Origin of the sequence: Pseudomonas sp. BLCC-B112, from assembly GCF_028550695.1 — a bacterium.
Classification (GTDB): domain Bacteria; phylum Pseudomonadota; class Gammaproteobacteria; order Pseudomonadales; family Pseudomonadaceae; genus Aquipseudomonas; species Aquipseudomonas danubii.
In genome coordinates this window covers 25325-47407 of record NZ_JAQQGK010000019.1, presented here as the reverse complement: position 1 = coordinate 47407, position 22083 = coordinate 25325, and the positions used below count along the sequence as shown (strand labels likewise).

Below are 22083 nucleotides of genomic sequence, written 5' to 3'. Positions count from 1 at the left end.
TTAGCCGCCACCCGGCCATGGATGGCCGGTGGCGGCGGCCCACGGATCAATGCCGGAGTGAGGGCATGCCGAGCCTAAGCGAGGCACCGAGTGGAGGGGCAGAAGCGTTTTGCTTACTTTTGCGCTCTTCAAAAGTGAGCCGCTGTAAGAGCGGAACCGCCAGCGGCCGCACCCGCAGGAACGGATATGTACCCAAACCCGCTGCAAAAGCGAAACCGCCAGCGGCCGCACCCGCAAGAACGGATATGCACCCAAACCCGCTGTAAGAGCCATCCCTTTCAAGGTCTTTGCCTAAATCGCGTCCTACGCCAATTCCAGGATGAAATTCAGAAAAAAACGAGTTGAATTTGGCTCAGTCAGTATCTCTTTTGGTCAAAAAATGATCATTCTTTTAGGCTTTTTCCAAAGACCTTGAAAGGGATGGCTGTAAGAGCGGAACCGCCAGTAGCCACACCCGCAGCACCGGATATGTCCCCCCCCCCCAAAAAAAAAGCCCCAGGACTCAAACCACCCCCAACTCCCCCAACTGCCGCCGCGTCTCCCCCGCGGCCACATGATGAATCGCCCGCCACCCCAACGCTCTGGCCGCGACGATGTTCGGCGCATGATCATCAATGAACACCAACTCCTCAGGCGCCACCCCCGGCAAATGCGCACGAATGCGCCCCAAGGCCGTGTGATAGATCTCGGCATCCGGCTTGATCTGCCGCTCCTGCCCCGACACCACAATGTCGCGAAACCTCTGCAAAAACGGGTAATTCTCCCAGGCATAGGGAAAGGTTTCCTGGGACCAGTTGGTCAACCCGAACAGCGGCATCTGCGCCTGGTGCAGGTCCTCCAGCAGGGCCACGCCGTCTTCCAGCGGTCCCTTGAGCATCTCCGGCCAGCGCCCGTAATAGGCTTCGATCAGCGGCGCATGCTCGGGATGCTCGGCCACCAGGCTGCGGGTCGCTTCGGCCAGGGGCCGGCCGGCGTCTTGCCGGGTGTTCCAGGCCTGGGTGCAGACGGTGTCGAGGAACCACTGGCGACGGGTGTCGTCAGGGATCAGCTGGCGGTACAGGTGGTGCGGGCTCCAGTCGAACAGCACGCCACCAAAATCGAAAACCACGGCACGAATCGTCATCAACACTTCCTTTTGAGCGGTTGTGGGCCAGGGCGTCATCCTGCGACGCTGCGCAGCGCAATGCAATTTGCCGGTGGCCATTGGTCCGTTTGCCGGCACCCTCGGAGCAGATCGCAATCCAAAGGCTGTACCCGCCCTGTTGCGGGCTAGCACAGGAGCTGACCATGGCTGCCAAGAACCCCACGGGGCCGCGCTCGTCCGAGCACGCCTCGAATCCCCATGACCCGGGTTTCGACCCCGATTCGCCGGACCTCGCCGACCCCCAGGTCGATCCGGTGGGCCCGGCCAGGGCGCCCCTGGATCAGCCCGAACCCGAGCATCAGCGCAAGCGTTCGCGCGCCTACGACCCTCTGGCCAACCTGAGGAAATGACCGGGCGCCGACATGCGGCCGTCGCCGGATCGTTCTGCGGGTGTAAGGTAAAACGGCCAAGCCCCAGGCACGCTGACAAAAAGGAGGTGTCCATGAGTACGCCACTGTTGAACAAGTTGCAGATCAACGGTTATCAGGTATTGAGCGTCAACCACGGCCCCTGGAAGGTCTGCACCCCGGGTGACCGGCTCGCCACTTTTGGCACCCGGGAAGAAGCCCTGGCCTTTGCTGCCACCTTGCCGCTGCGCAGGGAAGCACCGGCCACCAAGCTTCGATAGCACCCGGCAGAAAAAAGCCCCGATCGGTTCGGGGCTTTTTTGTGTCCGGGCTGCTGCAAGCGCCGGGTCAGTCGACAATCACCGGCTCGTTCGGATCATCGCTCAGGCACACGGTCAATTGCTCCCCGGCCTTGTTGAACGCGCAGCGGGGCAGGGATTGCTGCTTGATGAAGCTCAGCGGCGGCAGGATGAACACTGCCGCCAGCACCAGCGCCCACAGGGTCTGCAGAAACAGCACATCGGCGCTGTGGGCGGCGGGCCGTGAGACGAGGCGGCGGCGCCAGTACAGGTACAGGCCGCTGATGAAGAGTACGCCGACGACGCCCATCATGTAGTCCAGCTCCCAGGCCTGCGGGCTGAACGCGCGGCTGCCATCCTCATCATCCGGGTAGGTGAGCCGCCACCACACCCCCAGCAGCAACGGCACCAGCCCGGACATCAGCCAGGCCATGCGCGCGCCGGGCATCCGGGTCAGCAGGGCCAGAACCAGGCCAATCAGGCACAGCACCCAGGCAAACAGGTACAGCTGAAAACCCATGGCGCCGCCGAACAGCGTGCCGCTGACATCCCGCGGTTGCATCATTTGCACGTCGCACAGCAGCATCACCGACAGCGGGATGGCGACGACGATCCAGCACAGGGGGCGGTACAGCCACAACCACAGGGTAAACAGGCGAGACATGGTCACACTCATCAAGGTAGAGAACAGGTAGAAAGAAGCCGGGGTGACGCTCAGTCGACAATCACTCGGGTGTCCGGACCCAGGCACAGGCTCAACTGATTGCCGGCTCGGTCGAAGGCGCAATAGGGCAGGGGTTTGCGGGTGATGGCCAGCAGCGGTGGGAGCATGAAGGTCGCCGCCAGCATCAGGGCCCACAGGGTGCGCAGCACCAACAGATTGCCAGTGGCGGGCGGACGCGGCTTGAGCCGCTGCTGACGCAACAAGTAGACGCCGCTGTAGACCAGGGCAAAGCCGAAGACCATCACATAGTCCAGCTCCCGGGGCTGGATGCTGAAGAGCAGGTTGCCGTCGAAATCATCCGGGTAGTTGATCCGCCACCACAGGCCCAGCAGCCCTTGCACCAGCCCGGCGACGATCAAGGCCAGGCGCGCGCCGGGCACCCGGGTCAGCAGCGCCAGCACCAGGCCCAGGACGCTGAGGGCCCAGCCGCCCAGGTACATCACAAAGCCCATGGAGCCGCCGAACAGGGTGCCGCCGACCTCCCGGGGCACGATCAGGTTCAGGTTGCAATGGATCATGCTGGCCAGGGGCGCGGCGACGGCGATCCAGCACAGCGGGTAGTAGAGCCGGGACCAGAGGGTGTACAGGCGGGACATGAAGGAACTCGAGAGTAACAGGGACGATGAGGGAGGGCGGCTCAGGTTCAAACCAACAGCAAACCGCAGGCAGCCGCGAACAGCACCAGGGCAAGGCTGATGCCCACCAGGGGAATGCGGAACCAGTAACGGATCGCCAGCACCCACAGGCTGGCAAGAAACCCCAGGCCGATCAGCAACAAGCCACGGGCCTCCAGCAGCAGGACCGGGTGCAGCCAGGCCAGGTAGCCATAGACCAGGCCGAACAGCATGGCGCCCAGGCTGTGGCTGGCGTTGAAGCCGACCCAGGCCCGCCACAGGCTGGTCTGACGGGTGATCATCGGCGACACCTGGCGCATGCGTTCGGCCAGGGCCGGATCACGGGGCTGGAATTTGTCGCTGGCGAAGGTGTAGATCAGGTGCAAGGTGCCGAGCAGCAGCACGATGGCTGAGCTGGCGATGATCAGGGCAGGGGCCAACACGTTTCTTCCTTGGGCGGTGCTCGGGTGCGCGGAGTATGCAGCGGCGCCCGAGGTTTTGCACCTGCGGGCGCGGCTTTTTTACCGGCACGGGGCAGGGCGGCGGGCGCCCTGCCCAGGCCCTCAGAAGTGCTCGGCGTCGAGGCCGAACAGCGAGTCACTGCCGGCGCGGATGCTCTGCTCCAGGCTGAGGATGCGCGGCAGCAGGCGGCTGAAGTAGAAGCGCGCGGTGGCCAGCTTGGCGCCGTAGAAACCGTCGTCCTCGGAGCGCTTGTGCTCGGCCACCTGGGCCATGCGCGCCCACAGATAGGCATAGGCCACGTAGCCGAACAGTTGCAGGTACTCGACGCAGGCGCTGCCCACCGCGTGGGGGTTGTGCGCCGCCTGTTCGCGCAGCCAGTCGCTGAGGTCTTCCAGGCGCTGCACCGCGTCCAGCAGCTCGGCGGCGTAGGCGGCGCCGGGCAGGTAGGCGTAGTCGCGGATCTCGCCGGTGAACAGGCGCAGGGCCACACCGCCATTGCCCACCACCTTGCGCCCCAACAGGTCCAGGGCCTGGATGCCATTGGTGCCTTCGTAGATCTGGGCGATGCGCACATCACGCACCAATTGCTCCTGGCCCCACTCGCGGATGTAGCCGTGGCCGCCGAAGACCTGCTGGCCGAGCACGCAGCTGTCCAGCCCGGTGTCGGTGAAGAACGCCTTGGCCACCGGGGTCAGCAGCGCCACCAGGGCCTCGGCGTTTTGGCGCTCAACGGGCTGGTCGGCGAACTTGGCCAGGTCCAACTGCTGGCCGACGTAGCTGGCAAAGGCCCGGCCGCCTTCGGTCATGGCCTTCATGCTCAGCAGCATGCGCCGCACATCGGGGTGGACGATGATCGGGTCGGCGATCTTGTCCTTGGCCACCGGGCCGGCCGGGGAGCGGCTCTGGATACGTTCGCGGGCGTAGGTGCGGGCGTTCTGGTAGGAGTTCTCGGCGCAGCCGATGCCCTGGATGCCGATGGACAGGCGCTCGTAGTTCATCATGGTGAACATTGCCGCCAGGCCCTTGTTGGCCTCGCCGATCAGCCAGCCGCTGGCGCCGTCGAAGTTCAGCACGCAGGTGGCCGAGGCCTTGATGCCCATCTTGTGTTCGATGGAGCCGCAGCTCACCGCGTTGGCCGCGCCGAGGTTGCCGTTGGCGTCCACATGGATCTTCGGCACCAGGAACAGCGAGATGCCCTTGGGCCCGGCCGGGGCGTCCGGCAGCTTGGCCAGCACCAGGTGGATGATGTTCTCGGTCAGGTCCTGCTCGCCGCCGGTGATGAAGATCTTGCTGCCGCTGATGCGGTAGCTGCCGTCGGCCTGGGGTTCGGCGCGGGTGCGGATGATCCCCAGGTCGGTGCCGGCGTGAGCCTCGGTCAGGCACATGGAGCCGGCCCAGCGGCCTTCGTACATCGGCGGCAGGTACAGCTGCTTGAGCGCTTCGCTGGCGTGGGCGTCGATGGCCAGGCAGGCCCCGGAACTCAGGGCCGAGTACAGGGCGAAGCTGGAGTTGGCGGCGTAGAGCATCTCTTCGAACTGCACCGCGAGCATCTTCGGCATGCCCATCCCGCCGTAGGCCGGGTTGCCGCTCAGGCCGACCCAGCCGCCCTGGATATAGGTGCTGTAGGCCTCCTTGAAACCGGCCGGGGTGCGTACCTGCCCGGCGTGCCAGCTGGCGCCTTCCTCGTCGCCGCTGCGGTTGAGCGGGGCGATCAGATTGCCGGTGACCTTGGCCGCTTCTTCGAGAATGGCGTCGGCGGTGTCACCGTCCACGGTATCGGCCAGGGCCGGCAGACGGGCCCAGAGCTTGGGCGCGTTGAACACTTCATGCAGGACAAAGCGCATATCGCGCAGCGGAGCATTGAATTCGGGCATTGCAGGAACCTCGGGCAAAAGGGGAGGTTGAACGGCCGTAGCCGCATGAATCGAAAACGCCAAGCCCGCCCCCTTGTAGGAGCCGGCTTGCCGGCGAAGAGGCCCGCGAGCCATGTATCGACCTGGCCGACGCCTTCGCCGGCAAGCGGAGCGCCGCCCGGCCAGCTCCTACAGGGGCTGGGTCGGTGTATTCAGGCTAGAGGTTTTTCGCCATGTCGCGCAGGACGAACTTCTGGATCTTGCCGGTGGAGGTCTTGGGCAATGTGCTGAAGACCACGGTGCGCGGCACCTTGAAGCCCGCCAGGTGTTCGCGGCAGAAGGCGATGATCTCGGCTTCGCTCACGTCCTGATGATCGGCCTTGAGGGTGATGAAGGCGCAGGGGGTTTCGCCCCATTTTTCGTCGGGCCGGGCCACCACCGCTGCTTCCAGCACCGCCGGGTGGCGATAGAGCACGCCTTCCAGCTCGATGGTGGAGATGTTCTCGCCGCCGGAAATGATGATGTCCTTGAGTCGGTCGCGAATTTCGATGTAGCCGTCGGGGTGGGTCACCCCCAGGTCGCCGGTGTGGAACCAGCCGCCCTCGAAGGCTTCGGCGGTGGCCGTGGGGTTCTTCAGGTAGCCCTTCATCACGGTATTGCCGCGCATGAAGATCTCGCCGATGGTCTGGCCGTCCCGGGGCATGGGTTCGAGGGTCTTCGGATCGGCCACCATCACCCCTTCCAGGGTCGGGTAGCGCACGCCCTGGCGCGACTTGATCTGCGCCCGCTGCTCCAGCGGCAGCTCGTCCCAGGCCGCGTGCCAGGCGCACAGGGTCACCGGGCCGTAGACCTCGGTCAGGCCGTAGACGTGGGTCACCTTGATGCCCATCTCCTCCACGGCGCCGATCACCTTGGCCGGTGGCGCGGCCCCGGCCACCATGGCGTTGACCGGGTGGTCGATGGCCGCCTTGGCCGAGTCCGGCATGTTCACCAGGGCATTGAGCACGATGGGCGCGCCGCACAGGTGAGTGACCTGATGCTCGCGGATCAGGTTGAGGATCTTCTGCGGGTCGACCCGGCGCAAAAACACATGCACCCCGGCCAGGGCGGTGACGGTCCAGGGGTAGCACCAGCCATTGCAGTGGAACATCGGCAGGGTCCACAGGTACACCGGGTGGTTGCCCATGGCCCAGGTCATCTGGTTGCCCAGGGCATTGAGGTAGGCGCCGCGGTGGTGATAGACCACGCCCTTGGGGTTGCCGGTGGTGCCTGAGGTGTAGTTCAGGGCGATGGCCTGCCACTCGTCGTCCGGCCACTGCCAGGCAAACTCCGGATCGCCCTCGGCGAGAAAGGCCTCGTAGTCCAGATCGCTGACCGGCTGGCCTTCGCCGTACTCGGGGTCGTCAAGGTCGATCACCAGCGGCGGGTGCTCGAGCATGGCCACGGCGGCGTGGATCACCTCATGGAACTCGCGGTCGGCGATCAGCACCTTGGCTTCGCCGTGGGCCAGCATGAAAGCGATGGCCTCGGCGTCCAGGCGCACGTTGAGGGCATTGAGCACGGCGCCGATCATCGGCACGCCAAAATGCGCTTCAAGCATCGCCGGGATATTCGGCAGCATCACCGCCACCGTGTCGTTCTTGCCGATACCGCGTCCGGCCAGGGCCGAGGCCAGACGCCGGCAGCGGCTGTAGGTCTGGGCCCAGGTGCGGCGGATCGAACCGTGGATCACCGCCGGATAATCGGGGTAAACCGCCGCGGTGCGTTCGATGAAGCTCAAGGGGGAGAGGGCGATATGGTTGACGGCAGACGGCGCCAGGCCTTGCTCGTAGATGGACATGGTTCGGGTACCCGGTGGCTGATTATTAGCTCTATTGGCCGAGGCTTTTTGCAGGCGCTCGGTGACTTATCCGGGGTCTTTTATATACTGCTTGTCGATTGATATGGAAGTACTACCTGAGTTGTATAGTAGTTATACTATATTGAATCTTCGCTGTTGCCACCCACAGGTTGATCGACCATGCCCACCTCCACCCACCTGAGCCGCTGGCGGCAGCTCCAGCGCGAAGGCCGCTTGCCGGACTCGCCCTGGCTGGGCCACGACCCGCAACCGAGCCTGCTGCTGGACGCCCGGGCGCAGCCGCTGGACCTCAACCCGGCATTGCGCCAATGGCTGGACGATGCGGCCACTGGTGATCTCGCGGCGCTGCTGCCGATCAACCACCCGGCCCTGGTACGGGCCTGTCTGGAGCAACAGCGCGCCATCGAACAGGTGGAAGCCCAGTGGGGCGAACGCATCCTGCTCTGGAGCTTTATCCCCGATCCGCATCGCCAGCGGGTGCTGGCCCGCTGTCAGGATGCCACCGCCCAGGTCCAGGCCGAGCGCGAGTCGGCCAAGGCCCGGCGCCTGTACCGGCTGATCACCGAGAACACCACCGACCTGATTTCCCGGCACACCCCGGACGGCACCTTCCTCGACGCCTCGCCGGCTTCCTGGACCCTGCTTGGCTACTGGCCCGAACAACTGCGCGGCCTGCTGGCCCGCAGCCTGTTCCATAGCCAGGACCTGGCCGGGCTGATGCAGCGCACTCAGGACGCCCTGGAGCAGGACGGCTACCACACCATGACCTACCGCATCCGCCATCGCGACGGTCATTACCTGTGGTTCGAAACCGCCTGCCGCGGCATCCGCGACACCTACACCGGCACCGTGGTTGAAGTGGTGGCGGTGTCCCGGGACATCACCGCCCGGGTCCAGGCCGAAGAGAACAAGCGGCGCCTGGCCGAAGTGGTGGAAGCCAACCCCGACCCGGTGCTGTTCATCCAGCCCGGGGGCGCGGTGACCTACCTCAACCCGGCCGCGCGGCGCACCCTGGGGCTTGCCGCCGGGCAGGCGATGCCGGAGCTGGCGGCGATCCTCAGCCAGGAAGTGCTGCAGAGCCTGCAACAGGAAGGCTGGAGCTGTGCCGAGCGCAGCGGCCGTTGGAGTGTCGAGACGCGCCTGCAACCCCCGGCGGGCGGCAGTTCGGTGCCGGTTTCACTGATGCTCCTGGCCCATCGCGCCGCCAGCGGCGAGCGTTTCTACTCCCTGGTGGCCCACGACCAGAGCGAGCGCGAACTGCGCGAGGCCCAGCAGCGCCATCACCAGGACGAACTGGCCCACACGGCGCGTCTGGTGACCCTGGGTGAACTGGCCTCGGGCATCGCCCACGAGATCAACCAGCCCCTGGCGGCGGTGGTCAATTACGCCAACGCCAGCCAACGCTATCTGCAGGCCCTGGACACTCAGCCCGAGGCGGCCCGCAAGGTCGCCCAGGGCCTGGAGCGGATCGCCGAACAGGCGACCCACGCCGCCGAAGTGATCAAGCGCCTGCGGGCCTTTCTGCGCAAGGGCGGGCGCCGGGTGCAGGCCCTGGACCTCGCCGAAGTGGCCCGGGAAACCGTGCGCCTGTGCGCCTGGGAAGCCCAGGCCAGCCAAGTGACGATCGACTTGCAACTGGCGGATAATCTGCCGCCGGTGTACGCCGACCGGGTGCTGCTGGAACAGGTGCTGCTGAACCTGCTGCGCAACGCCATCGAAGCCAATCGCGAAGTGCACCCGCAGCAAGGCTCGCACATTGTGCTGGGCGCCGAAGCGGCGGCCGAAGGCGGGGTGCGGATCAGCGTCAGCGACCAGGGCCCCGGGGTGTCTGCCGAGCAGTTGCCCCAGCTGTTCACCCCGTTCTACACCAGCAAGGCCAACGGCCTGGGGCTCGGACTGTCCATGAGCCGCAGCATCGTCGAAGGCTTTGGTGGCGACTTGCAGGCTCAGCTCCAGGAGCGTGGCTTGACGATGTGCTGCCACCTGCCGGCCACGGCCCCGGCCGATCCCGATGCAACTTCCCACCCGACAACAGGAGCAAGGCAATGACAAGTGAGGCGCAGCAGCTGGTGTACGTGGTCGACGACGACCCGGGCATGCTCGACTCCACCGTCTGGCTCCTGGAGTCGGTGGGCCTCAAGGCGCTGCCGTTCACCAGCGGCCGCGAGTTTCTCGAACACTGCGACCCCAGCCTCAATGCCTGCGTGCTGCTGGATGTGCGCATGCCCGGCATGGGCGGCCTGAACGTCCAGGAAGAGTTGCGCCAGCGCGATATCCACCTGCCGCTGATCTTTGTCAGCGGCCACGCCGACGTGCCCATCGTGGTCCGCGCCTTCAAGGCCGGGGCGGTGGATTTCATCGAGAAGCCCTACAACGAACAGCTGCTGCTGGACAGCGTGCAGCAGGCCCTGAGCCGCGCCGACCGCCATCAGCACCAGAGCGCCGGTCAGGCCCGGGTGCAAGGTTTGCTGGAGAGCCTGACGCCACGGGAGAAGGACGTGTTGCTGCCGCTGGTGCAGGGCTATAGCAACCGCGAGATCGCCGAGCAACTGGGGGTCAGCGTCAAGACCATCGACCTGTACCGCTCACGGGTGATGAAGCGCATGCAGGCCGAGCACCTGCCGCAGCTGGTGGGCATGGCGATTGCCGCCGGGCTGGTGGACCCGCTGCAACTGCGCTGAGGCTCAGGCCACCGCGCTGTGCAGCGGCGCGCCCCCCAGCAGGCGCTCGATGGCGCCGCTGAGCAGGTTTTCCAGCAGGGCTTCGCGTTCACGCTCGGCCAGCGGTTGCTCGCTGAGCCAGCTGGGGGCGCTGTTCAGCAGGTTGGCCAGGGCGTGGGCGGCGGCGCGCTGGGCCTGCGGACCTAGGCCGGGCGGGGTGCCCAGCAGTTGCAGCAGCTGTTGCTCGTAACGCTCGCGCAATTGCCCGACCCGCAGTTGCTGGTCGGGATTGAGGCAGCCGCTGTCGCGCTCCACCAGACGAAAATGCCGCGGCAATTCCCGGTGCAGCTTCAAGTGGGCGCGGATCAGCGCCGGCAGGCAGTCGCCCTGCAACTTGCGCCGTTGCAGGCGCTTGAGGGTGCTGTGCAGCTCATCGAAGAACTCTTCGATCAGGTCCAGCAGCAGGTGCTGCTTGCTCGGGTAATGGTGGTACAGCGAGCCCGGGGTCAGCCCCAGATGGCTTGCCAGCTCACGCATGCCGACCTGGCCGAAGCCCTTGCTGGCGAACAGCTCCAGGGCCTTGTCGCGGCTGTCGGCAAAGCGTGAGCAGCGCTCAGCCATAGGTATGGAAACCCCGACCGGTCTTGCGCCCCAGGTAGCCGGCGGCAACCATTTCCTTGAGCAGCGGCGCGGGGCGGTACTTGCTGTCGTTGAAACCATCATAGAAGGCTTCAAGGATCGCCAGCAGGGTGTCCAGGCCGATCAGGTCGGCCAGGGCCAGCGGGCCGATGGGCTGGTTGCAGCCCAGGCGCATGCCGGCGTCGATGTCCTCGGCGCTGGCCAGGCCTTCCTGGAACACCAGGATCGCCTCGTTGATCATCGGCACCAGGATGCGGTTGACCACAAACCCCGGGCGGTTGCCGGCGGTGATCGCGGTCTTGCCCAGGCGCTCGGCCATGTCCATGGCCAGGGCGTGGGTCGCATCGCTGGTCTGCAGGCCGCGGATCACCTCGATCAGGCCCATCACCGGCACCGGGTTGAAAAAATGCAGGCCGATAAAGCGCTCGGGGGCGCTTACGCTGGCCGCCAGTTGGGTGATCGACAGCGACGAGGTGTTGGAGGCGATCACGCACTCGGCGCTGACCTGGGCGGCGATCTGCTGCAGCACCTTGAGCTTGAGGTCGAGGTTCTCGGTGGCGGCTTCGATCACCAGTTGCGCGTCCTTGAGCACGCTGTAATCGGTGCTGATGCGGATCTTGTCCAGGGCGGCGCGCTTGTCGTCTTCGCTCAAGGTGCCTTTGCTCACCTGACGGTCGAGGTTCTTGCCGATGGTGGCCAGGGCTTTTTCCAGGGCGCCCTGGGCGATGTCCAGCAGGGTTACGTCGAAGCCCGCCTGGGCGCAGACCTGGGCGATGCCGTTGCCCATGGTGCCGGCGCCGATCACCCCGATATTTGCAAGATTCATCTTCAGCTCTTCCTTTGTTCATGGCCTTCGCGGAGCATGGCGCGGTTGCCTTGCCCTGCGGGTTATCCAGCGCGAGTCTAGAGCCGCACACGGTGGCCGGCCTATGCCAAAAGCGGTCAAGGGTGTTGGCGTTTTTTGCCATAGGTCCAGCTACGGGAGCACAGCCTCTACATGCGTGAAACGGATTCGGTCGCGGTCTATTTTGTCCGGGTGATGACCCACGCCCTGCGCCAGCAGCCGGCGCGGCTGGCGGCGGTACTGAGGGAGGCCGGCATCGACCCGGCGCTGCTCGACCAGCCCCGGGCGCGGGTGCCCGGCAGTGCCTTTGCCGCGCTGTGGCTGATCCAGATCCGCGAGTTGCAGGACGAATTCTTCCAGCTCGACTCTCGGGGCATGCCGCCGGGGGCTTTCGCCCTGATCTGCCGCGGGCTGATCCAGGAGCCCAACCTGGAAAAGGCCTTGCGCCAGTGCCTGAACAACTTTGGCCTGTTTTTACGGGACGTCGGCGCCAGCCTCAGCCTGCGGGGCAAGCGCGCGGTGATCAGCCTGGACAGCCGCTGCGACGATCCGCTGCGTAGCCATTACGCGGAGGAAACCCTGCTGGTGCTGATCATCAGCCTGTTGTGCTGGCTCGGCGGGCGGCGGATTCCCATCGACCGCGCTGATTTTCGTCATTCACGCCTGAGTCTCAGCGACGACCCGCTGCTGTGGGGCAGCAACCTGACCTGGAACGCCGGGCGCACCGAGATCGAATTTGCCAGTCGCTTTTTGCGCCTGCCGGTGGTCCAGGATTTGGCCTCGCTCAAGGTGTTCCTGCGCAGCGCCCCGCAATGGCTGGTGATCCGCTTTCGCAACCAGCACGGCCTGACCCGCCAGGTGCACCAACGCCTGCGCAGCTGCCACTACAGCCAGTGGCCGACCCTGGAAGCCTTCGCCCGCGAAGTGCAGATGAGCGCCAGCACCCTGCGCCGGCGCCTGGAGCGCGAGGGCGGCTCCTATCAAGAGATCAAGGACGAAGTACGCCGCGGCGTGGCCGTCGAACTGCTACGCCGCACCAGCGTCAGCATCAGCGAGATTGCCGAACTGACCGGCTTCCAGGAGCCCAGCGCCTTCCACCGCGCGTTCAAGAAATGGACCGGCGAAAGCCCCGGTCGCTACCGCGCCCGCCTCAACCCAACCCTGTAGCCGCTGCCGCAGGCTGCGCACGGCTCCGCAGGAGACGCGGGGATTTTGAAGGCGCTGTAGATTCGGCGGGAGATCGCCAAGCAAGGCCCTGCGGGCCTTTGCGCAGCTTCGCAGGCTCAGCAGCGGCTACAGGTTTTCATTGGGGTTAGACCGGGCTGCGGCCGGGCATCTGGATGCCGTGCTGTTGCACGCGGCGGTACAGGGTGGCGCGGGAGATGCCCAGGGCCTTGGCAGCTGCGACGGGTTTCCAGCGGTGGCGCACCAGGGCGTCGAGCAGGGCCTGGCGCTCGGGGCTGGTGGCGGTTTCCAGGGCGGGCAGGGCGCCTTCGGCGGCTGTGCCGCGCAGTTGTTCGGGCAAGTCATGCAGTTGGATCAGCGGCCCTTCGCACACGGCGCAGGCGTAGCGCAGCACGTGGCGCAATTGCCGCACGTTGCCCGGCCAGCGGTAGCCCAGCAGGCATTCCAACGCCGCATTGCCCAGTTGCACCGGCGCGCCGCAGCGCTTGGATTCTTCTTCGACAATCTGTGTGATCAGTGCCAGCCGGTCGCTGCGTTCGCGCAGCGGCGGCAGCTGAAAGCGCGCGCCACCGAGGCGGAAATACAGGTCTTCGCGAAAGCTGCCTTCGGCCACCAGCGCTTCCAGGTCGCGGTGGGTGGCGCAGATCACTTGGATATCCACCGCCTTGCGCTGCGCGGCCCCCAGCGGCGCCACTTCACCCTCGGCCAGCACCCGCAGCAGGCGGGTCTGCAAGGCCAGGGGCATGTCGCCGATTTCATCGAGGAACAGGGTGCCGCCATCGGCCTGTTGCAGCAGCCCCTGCATGCCCTTGCTCGACGCCCCGGTAAAGGCTCCGGCGACATAGCCGAACAGCTCGCTCTCGATCAGGTTCTCGGGAATCGCCGCGCAGTTCACCGCGACAAAGGGCCGGTCCCGACGTTGGCTGGCCTGGTGCAACTGGCGGGCGAAGACTTCCTTGCCGGAGCCGGTCTCGCCCTGGATCAGCACCGGCAAATGCCGGTCCTTGACCCGCACCGCCAGGCGCAGGCTCTGTTCCACTCGCGGGTCCAGCGGTTCGCCGGCCAGGCTCAGGCGCGGGCGACTCTGGGGCCGGCGCGGCGCCTGCAAGCGGCCATGCAGCTCGGCGGACAGCGGGCACAGGGCTTCGTCCCGGGCGCGCTGCAACAGCTGCGGGTCGAACACCTGGGTGATGTGCTGCGGCAAGCGGCCATAGCGGCGTAGCAGGTAATGGCGCGCCGCCGGGTTCAGGGCCCGCAGGCAACCGTCATCGTCCCAGGCCAGCAGGTAATCGGGCTGGCTGTCGACATAGCCCGGGCTGGCATGGGCCCGCAGCACCCAGTAGCCCTGGGCGCTGTTCATGAAGAACGCCTGTTCGATCTCCCGCGCGCTCTGCACCACCATCTGCCGGATCAGGTGCTGGGAACGGCGGTCATCTGGGGAGCGCACCGCCGACACGTCCAGCACCCCCAGCAGCTCGCCCTGGGGATCGAACACCGGCGCGGCGGAGCAGGTCAGGCCGATAAACGCGGCGCGAAAGTGGTCGCGCTTGTGCACGGTGATCGGCGTGCGCGCGGTGAGCACCGCCGCCACGCCGCAGGTGCCTTCTTCACCCTCCGACCAGCAGGTGCCCAGGTACAGCCCGGCCTTGCGGCAGTCGTTGCGCAAGGTGGATTCCACCCGGTAGTCGATGGTCTGGCCCTGGGCGTCGGTGAGCAGCACGCAGTAGTCGGCGTCGCGCACCCGGCCATGCAGGCGCGCCACTTCTTCGCTGGCAATGCGCAGGAACAGCTCGGAGCGCTCACGGCATTCCTTAAGCACGTTCTCGGAAAGGATGCGCGGCCCCTGCAGCGAACCGGGGTCCAGTTGGTGCTGCTCCATGGAGCGCCGCCATGAATCGAGGATCAGGCTCGGCACGGGCGCCTGGGGCAGGTGCGCGGCGTTTTTCAGCACTCGGCTGACGCAGTCCACGTGGGCTTTTGAATGTGCGGAAAGCATGAAGGCCTCCGGTTGCAGCTTCTTATCGTTGTCGGCGCATTAAGCGCCGATCCGCCGCCCTCGACAAGCACCGAACGCCGCCGGGACGGCAGTGAGACGCAACGTCTCAAGGTCTCGCCAAGGCCCCGTGCAGCCTGACATGCGACGTCTCACGGGCAGTTGGCTTCAACGCGTCGCAGCAAGCCTGTCAGCCGCTCTGGAACGGCCTTTTGCAGAGGTTTTCCGACAACTGGCACCGGCCTTGCTCTGGCTCTGTTCAACCAGCGTCGACTGGCCCATCGAAGAATAAGAACGAGGTGCCCGATGTTTTCTCCTGCCTGTGCTCCGCCCGCGGTGAGCTCATGAACCGCGGCCCCCTGACCGTCGGCATCATCGCCAACCCGGCCTCGGGCCGTGATGTGCGTCGCCTCACCGCCAATGCCGGGCTGTTCTCCAGCACCGACAAGGTCTCGGTGATCCAGCGCCTGCTGGCGGCCTTTGGCGCCACCGGCATCACCCAGGTGCTGATGCCCACTGACATGACCGGCATCGCCGCCGCGGTGCAGAAAAACAGCCGCAGCCGCCAGGCCCGGGAGCAGCACTGGCCGGCCCTGGAGTTTCTCGACCTGACCCTGCGCCAGAGCGTCGAGGACACCCGCCAAGCCGCACGCTGGATGGCCGAGCGCGGGGTGTCGCTGATCGCCGTGCTCGGGGGCGATGGCACCCACAAGGCGGTGGCTGCCGAGGTCGGCGATATTCCGCTGCTGACCCTGTCCACCGGCACCAACAACGCCTTTCCGGAACTGCGCGAAGCCACCAGCGCGGGGCTGGCCGGTGGGCTCTACGCCAACGGCCGGGTGCCCGCCGAGATCGCCCTGCGGCGCAACAAGCGCCTGCTGGTGCGCGAGCCGTCCCGGGGCCTGTGCGAAGTGGCCCTGGTGGATGTGGCGGTGTCGCCCCTGGCCTTTGTCGGTGCCCGGGCCATCAGCCGCGCCAGTGATCTGGCCGAGGTCTTCGTGACCTTCGCCGAGCCCCAGTCCATCGGCATTTCCGCCCTTTGCGGGCTGTGGCTGCCAGTGACTCGCCAGGAACCCCACGGCGCCTGGATGCGCCTGGACCCGCAGTCCCCCGAAGCGCTGCTGGTGCCCCTGGCCCCCGGCCTGCTGCAGGGCTGCGGCGTGCTGGAGTCCGGTTACCTGCAACCCAACGAGCCCCAGCCGCTGTGCCTGAGCGCCGGCACCCTGGCCCTGGATGGCGAGCGCGAGATCGAATTCAACCCCCACGACCGGCCCACGGTCACCCTGGATGCCGGCGGCCCGCTGAGCATCGACGTCAACGCGGTCCTGGCACACGCGGCGCGCCAGCGCCTGCTGGCCATCGACCGCGATCACCGGCAACACCCCGTGAACCTTCAGTCCGAAGACACCCTGGAGAATAAAAATGTCGACACCCCTGACCACTGACCAGTTGCTCCACGCCTACCGGGTGATGCGCACCATCCGCGCATTCGAAGAACGCCTGCACGTGGAATTTGCCACCGGCGAGATCCCCGGTTTCGTCCACCTCTACGCCGGGGAAGAAGCCTCGGCCGCCGGGGTCATGGCCCACCTGCGCGACGACGACTGCATCGCCTCCAACCACCGCGGCCACGGCCATTGCATCGCCAAGGGCGTGGACGTGTTCGGGATGATGGCGGAGATCTACGGCAAGAAGACCGGGGTCTGCCAGGGCAAGGGCGGCTCCATGCACATCGCCGATTTCGAGAAGGGCATGCTCGGCGCCAACGGCATCGTCGGTGCCGGGGCGCCGCTGGTGGTGGGCGCGGCCCTGGCCGCCAGGCTGCAAGGCACCGACGGTGTGTCGGTGGTGTTCTTCGGTGATGGCGGCTCCAACGAGGGCGCGGTGTTCGAGGCCATGAACATGGCCTCGGTGTGGAACCTGCCGTGCCTGTTCATTGCCGAGAACAATGGCTACGCCGAGGCCACGGCGTCCAACTGGTCGGTGGCCTGCGACCACATCGCCGACCGCGCCGCCGGTTTCGGCATGCCCGGGGTGACGGTGGACGGCTTTGATTTCTTTGCCGTGCACGAAGCCGCCGGCGCCGCCGTGGAGCGGGCCCGGGCCGGGGAGGGGCCGTCGCTGATCGAGGTCAAGCTGACCCGCTACTACGGCCACTTCGAGGGCGACGCCCAGACCTACCGCGCGCCGGATGAGGTCAAGCATTACCGCGAGCACAACGACTGCCTGATGCAGTTCCGCGAACGCACCACCCGTTCGGGGCTGGTGCAGGCCAGCCAGCTGGACCAGATCGATGCCGAGGTGGAAGCGCTGATCGAAGACGCGGTGCGCAAGGCCAAGTCCGACCCCAAACCGAGCCCCGCCGACCTGCTCAGCGACGTGTACGTCGCTTATCCATAACGCCCCACAGAACAACAAGAGACCACCATCATGGCGAGAAAAATCAGTTACCAGCAGGCCATCAACGAAGCCCTGGCCCAGGAAATGCGGCGCGACCCCAGCGTGTTCATCATGGGTGAAGACGTGGCGGGCGGCGCCGGCGCCCCCGGCGACAACGACGCCTGGGGCGGTGTGCTCGGGGTGACCAAGGGCCTCTACCATCAATTCCCCGGGCGGGTGCTGGACACACCGCTGTCGGAGATCGGCTACGTCGGTGCCGCAGTCGGCGCCGCCACCCGTGGCGTGCGCCCGGTGTGCGAGCTGATGTTCGTCGACTTCGCCGGCTGCTGCCTGGACCAGATCCTCAATCAGGCAGCGAAGTTTCGCTACATGTTCGGCGGCAAGGCCCAGACCCCGCTGGTGATCCGCACCATGGTCGGCGCCGGCCTGCGCGCCGCGGCCCAGCACTCGCAAATGCTCACCTCGCTGTGGACCCACATCCCCGGACTGAAAGTGGTCTGCCCGTCGTCGCCTTACGACGCCAAGGGCCTGTTGATCCAGGCCATCCGCGACAACGACCCAGTGATCTTCTGCGAGCACAAAATGCTCTACAGCCTGCAGGGCGACGTGCCGGAAGAGTCCTACGCGATTCCCTTCGGCGAGGCCAACTTCCTGCGCGACGGCAAGGACGTGACCCTGGTGTCCTACGGGCGCACGGTGAACACCGCCCTGGACGCGGCGCGCAGCCTGGCCGGGCGCGGCATCGATTGCGAGGTGATCGACCTGCGCACCACCAGCCCGCTGGATGAAGACAGCATCCTGGAAAGCGTGGAGAAGACCGGGCGCCTGGTGGTGATCGACGAAGCCAACCCGCGCTGCTCCATGGCCACCGACATCTCGGCCCTGGTGGCGCAAAAAGCCTTCGCGTCGCTCAAGGCGCCGATCGAAATGGTCACCGCGCCCCACACCCCAGTGCCGTTCTCCGACGCCCTGGAAGACCTGTACATCCCCGACGCGGCGAAGATCGAAAAAGCCGTGCTCACTGTGATCGAGTGGAGCCGCTGATGAGCCAGATCCATACCCTGACCATGCCCAAGTGGGGCCTGTCGATGACCGAGGGCCGGGTCGATGCCTGGCTCAAGGAAGAAGGCCAGAGCATCAGCAAGGGCGATGAAGTGCTGGACGTGGAGACCGACAAGATCTCCAGCAGCGTCGAGGCGCCGTTCTCCGGCATCCTGCGTCGGCAGATCGCCCGCCAGGACGAGACCCTGGCGGTGGGCGCGCTGCTGGGCATCGTGGTTGAAGGCGAGGCCAGCGACGCCGAGATCGACGCGGTGATCGAGCAGTTCCAGGCCAGCTTCGTGCCCGGCGACAGCGCCGACGAAGACAGTGGCCCGGCGCCGCAGAAGGTCGAGCTTGGCGGCCGCTTGATCCGTTATTTCGAAAGGGGCGAAGGCGGCATGCCGCTGGTGCTGGTGCACGGCTTTGGCGGCGACCTCAACAACTGGCTGTTCAACCACGAAGCCCTGGCCGCCGGGCGCCGGGTGATTGCCCTCGACCTGCCGGGCCACGGCGAATCGACCAAGGCCCTGCAACGCGGCGACCTGGATGAATTGAGCGAAGTGCTGCTGGCATTACTGGATCACCTGGAGATTCCCGTGGCCCATCTGGTAGGCCATTCCATGGGCGGCGCGGTGTCCCTCAACACCGCGCGGCTGGCGCCGGACCGCGTGCGCACCCTGACCCTGATCGGCAGCGCCGGGCTGGGCGCTGAGATCAACGGCGACTACTTGCATGGCTTTGTCGAGGCCAGCAACCGCAATGCCCTCAAGCCGCAACTGGTGCAGCTGTTCTCCAATGCCGAGCTGGTGAACCGGCAGATGCTCGACGACATGCTCAAGTACAAGCGCCTGGAAGGGGTGCAAGCGGCCCTCGGGCAACTGGCCGGCAAGCTGTTCGCCGATGGCCGCCAGCAGGCCGACCTGCGCCCGGTGGTGCAGGACGGCGCACAGCCGGTGCTGGTGATCTGGGGCAGCGACGACCGGATCATTCCGGCGAGCCACAGCGCCGATCTCAAGGCGCAGATCGAGGTGCTGCCGGGGCAGGGGCACATGCTGCAGATGGAAGCGGCGGAGCAGGTCAACCGCCTGATCCTCGACTTTATCCGCCAGCACTGAGGTGTGCTGCGGCGGCCAGGGGGCCGTCGCAGCTCTACAAGAATATGGAGAAGCCAAGATGAGTGTTTCCCTCAAATCCGTTCCGAGCATGCGCGCCGCGGTCTGGCACGGCCGCCACGATATCCGCGTCGAAGATGTACCGCTGCCCGACGCGCCGCCCGCCGGCTGGGTGCAGATTCGCGTCGACTGGTGCGGCATCTGCGGTTCCGACCTGCACGAATACGTGGCCGGGCCGGTGTTCATTCCGGTGGACGCGCCGCACCCGCTGACCGGGATCAAAGGCCAGTGCATCCTCGGCCACGAGTTCTGCGGCGAGATCGTTGCCCTGGGCGAAGGGGTCCAGGGTTTCAGCCTCGGTCAGCCGGTGGCCGCCGACGCCTGCCAGCACTGTGGCACCTGCTACTACTGCACCCACGGCCTGTACAACATCTGCGAAAACCTGGCCTTTACCGGGCTGATGAACAACGGTGCCTTCGCTGAATTGGTCAACGTGCCGGCCAACCTGCTGTACGCCTTGCCGGCCAACTTTCCCGCCGAGGCCGGAGCGCTGATCGAGCCGCTGGCGGTGGGCATGCACGCGGTGAAAAAAGCCGGCAGCCTGCTGGGGCAGAACGTGGTGGTGGTCGGCGCCGGCACCATCGGCCTGTGCACCATCATGTGCGCCAAGGCCGCAGGTGCGGCCCAGGTGATTGCCCTGGAAATGTCCGGCGCGCGCAAGGCCAAGGCTCGGGAAGTGGGCGCCACCCACGTGCTCGATCCCAAGGAATGCGACGCCCTGGCCGAGGTCAAGCGCCTGACCGGCGGATTGGGCGCCGATGTCAGTTTTGAGTGCATCGGCAACAAGCACACCGCCAAGCTGGCCATCGACCTGATCCGCAAGGCCGGCAAATGCGTGCTGGTGGGGATCTTCGAAGAGCCCAGCGAGTTCAACTTCTTCGAACTGGTGGCCACCGAGAAAACGGTGCTGGGGGCCCTGGCCTACAACGGTGAATTCGCCGATGTGATCGCCTTTATCGCTGATGGCCGGCTGGACATCGCGCCGCTGGTGACCGGGCGCATCCAGCTGGAAGAGATCGTTGGCCAGGGCTTCGAGGAGCTGGTCAACAACAAGGAACACAACGTCAAGATCATCGTTTCCCCCGGTCAGTTGCGACGCTCGTAAGCGAGCGATTTGGCGATGGTCGGCAGCGGCCATCGCACTTTTTTACAGTTTTGCGTTCTATCACCAGGCCTGGCCGCGCCGATCCCCGCCGCAGCCCGTGAATTTCGACCCGGTGCCGATGGCCTACGCTCCCTCTTCTTGCATGATGCAAACCCGCTTTCAGCGCCTGTTCCTGGTGGTGCTGCTGATGCTTGGCGCCACGGCCTGCACCCAGCAGCAAGGGCGCGATATCGCCAAACAGTTTCGTGAAGGCAAGCCTGACGAATTCTTCCAGACCAGCGTCGATCGCATGGCCACCATTGGCATGCGCGACAACCTGCAGAGCCTGTACCTGCTGATGGGCAAGCTCTATCTGCGTAATCCCAGCCAGTGGCGCAAGTCGGGGTTCCCCGATGGCACCACGGCCCAGCGCGAGATTCGCAATGCCATCGAAAAGCGCCAGCCATTGCCGGCCCTGGGGGATCGTCGTGATCTGGCGGCCTTGAGTTATTCCTTGAGCCCGGAGTTTCAGGGGGATCGGGTCGGGGCCTTTATCTATGCCATTGGCAGCATGTTGGTGACGGCCCATGGCGGGCGGACCGAGTTCTACATGACCGATACCATTGATCCGCAGTTCATCAGTAATGCGGCGCGCAATATTGAAAAAGCCACTTGGCTGTTGAGCCAGCGTCAGGATGCCAATGGGGTGCTGTTGCTGTTCTCCAACGAGATTTCCGAGGAGGGCAGCAATCTGAGTTTTGCTGTGGAGTTTGGGAAGATTGTGGCGCGGTTGGATTTGCTGACGCAGATTCTCGATGAGCGCTATCGGCGGGTGGGGTTCAATTATGCGCAGAGTTTGTTGTTGATGAATTTTTTGCCGGTGCAGTAGTAGGGGGGGCAGAGCACTCGTCTTGTGGCGAGGGAGCTTGGCGGTTGTGGAGCCTGAGGGTGCGGTCTGATTGGTGGACATATCCGTTGCTGCGGGGGCGGCCGCTTATGGTTTCGCCCTTACGGCGAGTCACTTTGGAAAGAGCCCAAAGTAACCAAAGGCTCTTGCCCCTCCACTCGGTGCCTCGCCTAGGCTCGGCATGCCCGAACGAAGGCATTGATCCGTGGGCCGCCGCCACAGGCCATCCATGGCCTGGGGCGGCTAACCCGGCATCCCTGCCGGGTTACCCTCGGCTCAATGCCTGCGTTCGGCCATCGTGGTTAACGGGGCGTTCAGATCAAGATCAAGATCAAGAGCGCGACGGCGGCCTGCCGGCCGGCCTGAAGATGGGGCGGTGTGTACCGCGCCCCGTGTAGGAGCTGGCTTGCCAGCCAAGGCGTCGGTCCAGGCGCTGCATGAGTTTGTGCGCCAGTCCGATACGGTGGCCTTTGCCAGCGCCATCAGTGGTGAGGGGCAGGGCAGGGCATGGATGAGCTGGTGTCGGTGCCGCTGTCCAACCCGCGCTTGGGCGATCGGGACATTCAGGTGCTGACCATGCCCAAGCGGGTGTTGCCGGAAAGCCTGGCGTTCTTTATCGACACCTTGATTGCGCGGTTGCAGAAAGAGGGCTGAGGGAGGCTGCTGACCGTTCTCGCCGAGCCGGACACGCTCAGGGCGCTGGGTGAGTTCCTGATCAAGGCTTCAGCTGACATGGCGGCCAATGGCTTGGAGCATGTGCACCTGCAAGATGTGATCGAGCACTTCTCGCACCAGGATCATGTGGATGTGATTGCCCTCAACCGGGCGCTGATCAAGCCTGCCTGAGGCAGCGC

Annotated in this window: 21 protein-coding genes and 1 pseudogene; 13 read left to right on the top strand and 9 right to left on the bottom strand. The window is 65.7% G+C overall.

Annotation, left to right across the window (positions count from 1 at the left end):
* Positions 1–502: 502 nt before the first annotated feature.
* A complete protein-coding gene (locus PQT43_RS30585; protein WP_272755519.1) occupies positions 503–1123 on the bottom strand; it encodes an HAD family hydrolase in 621 nt (206 codons plus the stop codon).
* A 164-nt stretch (positions 1124–1287) separates the two neighbouring features.
* On the opposite strand from PQT43_RS30585, the gene PQT43_RS30580 reads away from it, so the two are divergent.
* Together PQT43_RS30580 and PQT43_RS30575 are read left to right on the top strand one after the other, a co-directional pair.
* Positions 1288–1494, top strand: a complete 207-nt coding sequence (locus PQT43_RS30580) for a DUF6021 family protein (protein ID WP_102880259.1) — start codon at positions 1288–1290, stop codon at positions 1492–1494.
* A 92-nt stretch (positions 1495–1586) separates the two neighbouring features.
* A complete protein-coding gene (locus PQT43_RS30575; RefSeq protein ID WP_102880260.1) occupies positions 1587–1772 on the top strand; it encodes a DUF2188 domain-containing protein in 186 nt (61 codons plus the stop codon).
* A 67-nt stretch (positions 1773–1839) separates the two neighbouring features.
* On the opposite strand, the gene PQT43_RS30570 is transcribed toward PQT43_RS30575, so the two are convergent.
* The 5 genes from PQT43_RS30570 to PQT43_RS30550 all read right to left on the bottom strand — a co-directional run bounded on the left by PQT43_RS30570 (position 1840) and on the right by PQT43_RS30550 (position 7283).
* A complete protein-coding gene (locus tag PQT43_RS30570) occupies positions 1840–2454 on the bottom strand; it encodes a hypothetical protein (protein WP_272755516.1) in 615 nt (204 codons plus the stop codon).
* Positions 2455–2504: 50 nt separating this feature from the next.
* Positions 2505–3110 (bottom strand): hypothetical protein, encoded by a 606-nt coding sequence (locus tag PQT43_RS30565; protein ID WP_272755515.1) that lies wholly within the window; start codon positions 3108–3110, stop codon positions 2505–2507.
* Between the two features lie 47 nt (positions 3111–3157).
* Positions 3158–3571, bottom strand: coding sequence for an LIC_13387 family protein (locus PQT43_RS30560; RefSeq protein WP_102880263.1), 414 nt, complete (start codon positions 3569–3571; stop codon positions 3158–3160).
* A 120-nt stretch (positions 3572–3691) separates the two neighbouring features.
* Positions 3692–5464 (bottom strand): acyl-CoA dehydrogenase C-terminal domain-containing protein, encoded by a 1773-nt coding sequence (locus PQT43_RS30555; protein WP_102880264.1) that lies wholly within the window; start codon positions 5462–5464, stop codon positions 3692–3694.
* A 196-nt stretch (positions 5465–5660) separates the two neighbouring features.
* Complete coding sequence (locus tag PQT43_RS30550; RefSeq protein WP_272755513.1) at positions 5661–7283, bottom strand: acyl-CoA synthetase; 1623 nt, start codon at positions 7281–7283, stop codon at positions 5661–5663.
* 180 nt (positions 7284–7463) lie between these two features.
* Between PQT43_RS30550 and PQT43_RS30545 the strand changes: the two genes are divergently transcribed.
* A complete protein-coding gene (locus tag PQT43_RS30545) occupies positions 7464–9353 on the top strand; it encodes a PAS domain-containing sensor histidine kinase (RefSeq protein WP_272755511.1) in 1890 nt (629 codons plus the stop codon).
* Positions 9350–9985 (top strand): response regulator transcription factor, encoded by a 636-nt coding sequence (locus PQT43_RS30540; protein ID WP_268563019.1) that lies wholly within the window; start codon positions 9350–9352, stop codon positions 9983–9985. Before PQT43_RS30545 ends, PQT43_RS30540 begins: the two co-directional genes overlap by 4 nt.
* A 3-nt stretch (positions 9986–9988) precedes the next feature.
* Here PQT43_RS30540 and PQT43_RS30535 read toward each other — a convergent pair whose 3' ends face one another.
* Both PQT43_RS30535 and PQT43_RS30530 read right to left on the bottom strand, forming a co-directional pair.
* Entirely contained in the window at positions 9989–10585 is a 597-nt protein-coding gene (locus PQT43_RS30535) for a TetR/AcrR family transcriptional regulator (protein ID WP_272755510.1), read from the bottom strand.
* Complete coding sequence (locus PQT43_RS30530; protein ID WP_272755508.1) at positions 10578–11429, bottom strand: 3-hydroxybutyryl-CoA dehydrogenase; 852 nt, start codon at positions 11427–11429, stop codon at positions 10578–10580. Before PQT43_RS30530 ends, PQT43_RS30535 begins: the two co-directional genes overlap by 8 nt.
* A gap of 171 nt (positions 11430–11600) precedes the next feature.
* On the opposite strand from PQT43_RS30530, the gene PQT43_RS30525 reads away from it, so the two are divergent.
* Positions 11601–12614: an AraC family transcriptional regulator gene (locus PQT43_RS30525; protein ID WP_253086024.1), complete on the top strand. Its 1014-nt coding sequence runs from the start codon at positions 11601–11603 to the stop codon at positions 12612–12614.
* Positions 12615–12759: 145 nt separating this feature from the next.
* On the opposite strand, the gene PQT43_RS30520 is transcribed toward PQT43_RS30525, so the two are convergent.
* Positions 12760–14628, bottom strand: a complete 1869-nt coding sequence (locus PQT43_RS30520; RefSeq protein WP_110653731.1) for a sigma-54-dependent Fis family transcriptional regulator — start codon at positions 14626–14628, stop codon at positions 12760–12762.
* Between the two features lie 341 nt (positions 14629–14969).
* Between PQT43_RS30520 and PQT43_RS30515 the strand changes: the two are divergent.
* The 8 genes and pseudogenes from PQT43_RS30515 to PQT43_RS31590 all read left to right on the top strand — a co-directional run bounded on the left by PQT43_RS30515 (position 14970) and on the right by PQT43_RS31590 (position 22075).
* Positions 14970–16045, top strand: a pseudogene (locus PQT43_RS30515) (ATP-NAD kinase family protein).
* A 2-nt stretch (positions 16046–16047) separates the two neighbouring features.
* On the top strand, positions 16048–17025 hold the full coding sequence (locus tag PQT43_RS30510; protein WP_272755506.1) for a thiamine pyrophosphate-dependent dehydrogenase E1 component subunit alpha: 978 nt from the start codon (positions 16048–16050) through the stop codon (positions 17023–17025).
* A gap of 30 nt (positions 17026–17055) precedes the next feature.
* A complete protein-coding gene (locus PQT43_RS30505; RefSeq protein ID WP_102880274.1) occupies positions 17056–18069 on the top strand; it encodes an alpha-ketoacid dehydrogenase subunit beta in 1014 nt (337 codons plus the stop codon).
* Positions 18069–19181, top strand: coding sequence for an acetoin dehydrogenase dihydrolipoyllysine-residue acetyltransferase subunit (locus PQT43_RS30500; RefSeq protein ID WP_272755505.1), 1113 nt, complete (start codon positions 18069–18071; stop codon positions 19179–19181). Before PQT43_RS30505 ends, PQT43_RS30500 begins: the two co-directional genes overlap by 1 nt.
* An 88-nt stretch (positions 19182–19269) precedes the next feature.
* A complete protein-coding gene (locus PQT43_RS30495; RefSeq protein WP_272755523.1) occupies positions 19270–20343 on the top strand; it encodes a 2,3-butanediol dehydrogenase in 1074 nt (357 codons plus the stop codon).
* A 142-nt stretch (positions 20344–20485) separates the two neighbouring features.
* Positions 20486–21211 carry a hypothetical protein gene (locus PQT43_RS30490; protein WP_170004158.1) on the top strand — a complete coding sequence of 242 codons (726 nt, stop codon included), beginning with the start codon at positions 20486–20488 and terminating at the stop codon, positions 21209–21211.
* 525 nt (positions 21212–21736) lie between these two features.
* Positions 21737–21883: a hypothetical protein gene (locus PQT43_RS30485; RefSeq protein ID WP_253086050.1), complete on the top strand. Its 147-nt coding sequence runs from the start codon at positions 21737–21739 to the stop codon at positions 21881–21883.
* Between the two features lie 6 nt (positions 21884–21889).
* Positions 21890–22075 (top strand): Imm32 family immunity protein, encoded by a 186-nt coding sequence (locus tag PQT43_RS31590; RefSeq protein ID WP_442962482.1) that lies wholly within the window; start codon positions 21890–21892, stop codon positions 22073–22075.
* The last annotated feature ends 8 nt before the right edge of the window (positions 22076–22083 follow it).

Excerpts from the sequence above, each read along its gene's own strand:
- PQT43_RS30495 (WP_272755523.1), top strand. The coding sequence starts at position 19,270 with ATGCGCGCCGCGGTCTGGCACGGCCGCCACGATATCCGCGTCGAAGAT.
- PQT43_RS30485 (WP_253086050.1), top strand. The coding sequence starts at position 21,737 with ATGGATGAGCTGGTGTCGGTGCCGCTGTCCAACCCGCGCTTGGGCGAT.
- PQT43_RS30490 (WP_170004158.1), top strand. The coding sequence starts at position 20,486 with ATGATGCAAACCCGCTTTCAGCGCCTGTTCCTGGTGGTGCTGCTGATG.
- PQT43_RS30520 (WP_110653731.1), bottom strand. The coding sequence starts at position 14,628 with ATGCTTTCCGCACATTCAAAAGCCCACGTGGACTGCGTCAGCCGAGTG.
- PQT43_RS30505 (WP_102880274.1), top strand. The coding sequence starts at position 17,056 with ATGGCGAGAAAAATCAGTTACCAGCAGGCCATCAACGAAGCCCTGGCC.
- PQT43_RS30545 (WP_272755511.1), top strand. The coding sequence starts at position 7,464 with ATGCCCACCTCCACCCACCTGAGCCGCTGGCGGCAGCTCCAGCGCGAA.
- PQT43_RS30555 (WP_102880264.1), bottom strand. The coding sequence starts at position 5,464 with ATGCCCGAATTCAATGCTCCGCTGCGCGATATGCGCTTTGTCCTGCAT.
- PQT43_RS30530 (WP_272755508.1), bottom strand. The coding sequence starts at position 11,429 with ATGAATCTTGCAAATATCGGGGTGATCGGCGCCGGCACCATGGGCAAC.
- PQT43_RS30535 (WP_272755510.1), bottom strand. The coding sequence starts at position 10,585 with ATGGCTGAGCGCTGCTCACGCTTTGCCGACAGCCGCGACAAGGCCCTG.
- PQT43_RS30565 (WP_272755515.1), bottom strand. The coding sequence starts at position 3,110 with ATGTCCCGCCTGTACACCCTCTGGTCCCGGCTCTACTACCCGCTGTGC.
- PQT43_RS30550 (WP_272755513.1), bottom strand. The coding sequence starts at position 7,283 with ATGTCCATCTACGAGCAAGGCCTGGCGCCGTCTGCCGTCAACCATATC.
- PQT43_RS30570 (WP_272755516.1), bottom strand. The coding sequence starts at position 2,454 with ATGTCTCGCCTGTTTACCCTGTGGTTGTGGCTGTACCGCCCCCTGTGC.
- PQT43_RS30510 (WP_272755506.1), top strand. The coding sequence starts at position 16,048 with ATGTCGACACCCCTGACCACTGACCAGTTGCTCCACGCCTACCGGGTG.
- PQT43_RS30585 (WP_272755519.1), bottom strand. The coding sequence starts at position 1,123 with ATGACGATTCGTGCCGTGGTTTTCGATTTTGGTGGCGTGCTGTTCGAC.
- PQT43_RS30580 (WP_102880259.1), top strand. The coding sequence starts at position 1,288 with ATGGCTGCCAAGAACCCCACGGGGCCGCGCTCGTCCGAGCACGCCTCG.
- PQT43_RS30500 (WP_272755505.1), top strand. The coding sequence starts at position 18,069 with ATGAGCCAGATCCATACCCTGACCATGCCCAAGTGGGGCCTGTCGATG.
- PQT43_RS30540 (WP_268563019.1), top strand. The coding sequence starts at position 9,350 with ATGACAAGTGAGGCGCAGCAGCTGGTGTACGTGGTCGACGACGACCCG.
- PQT43_RS30575 (WP_102880260.1), top strand. The coding sequence starts at position 1,587 with ATGAGTACGCCACTGTTGAACAAGTTGCAGATCAACGGTTATCAGGTA.
- PQT43_RS30525 (WP_253086024.1), top strand. The coding sequence starts at position 11,601 with ATGCGTGAAACGGATTCGGTCGCGGTCTATTTTGTCCGGGTGATGACC.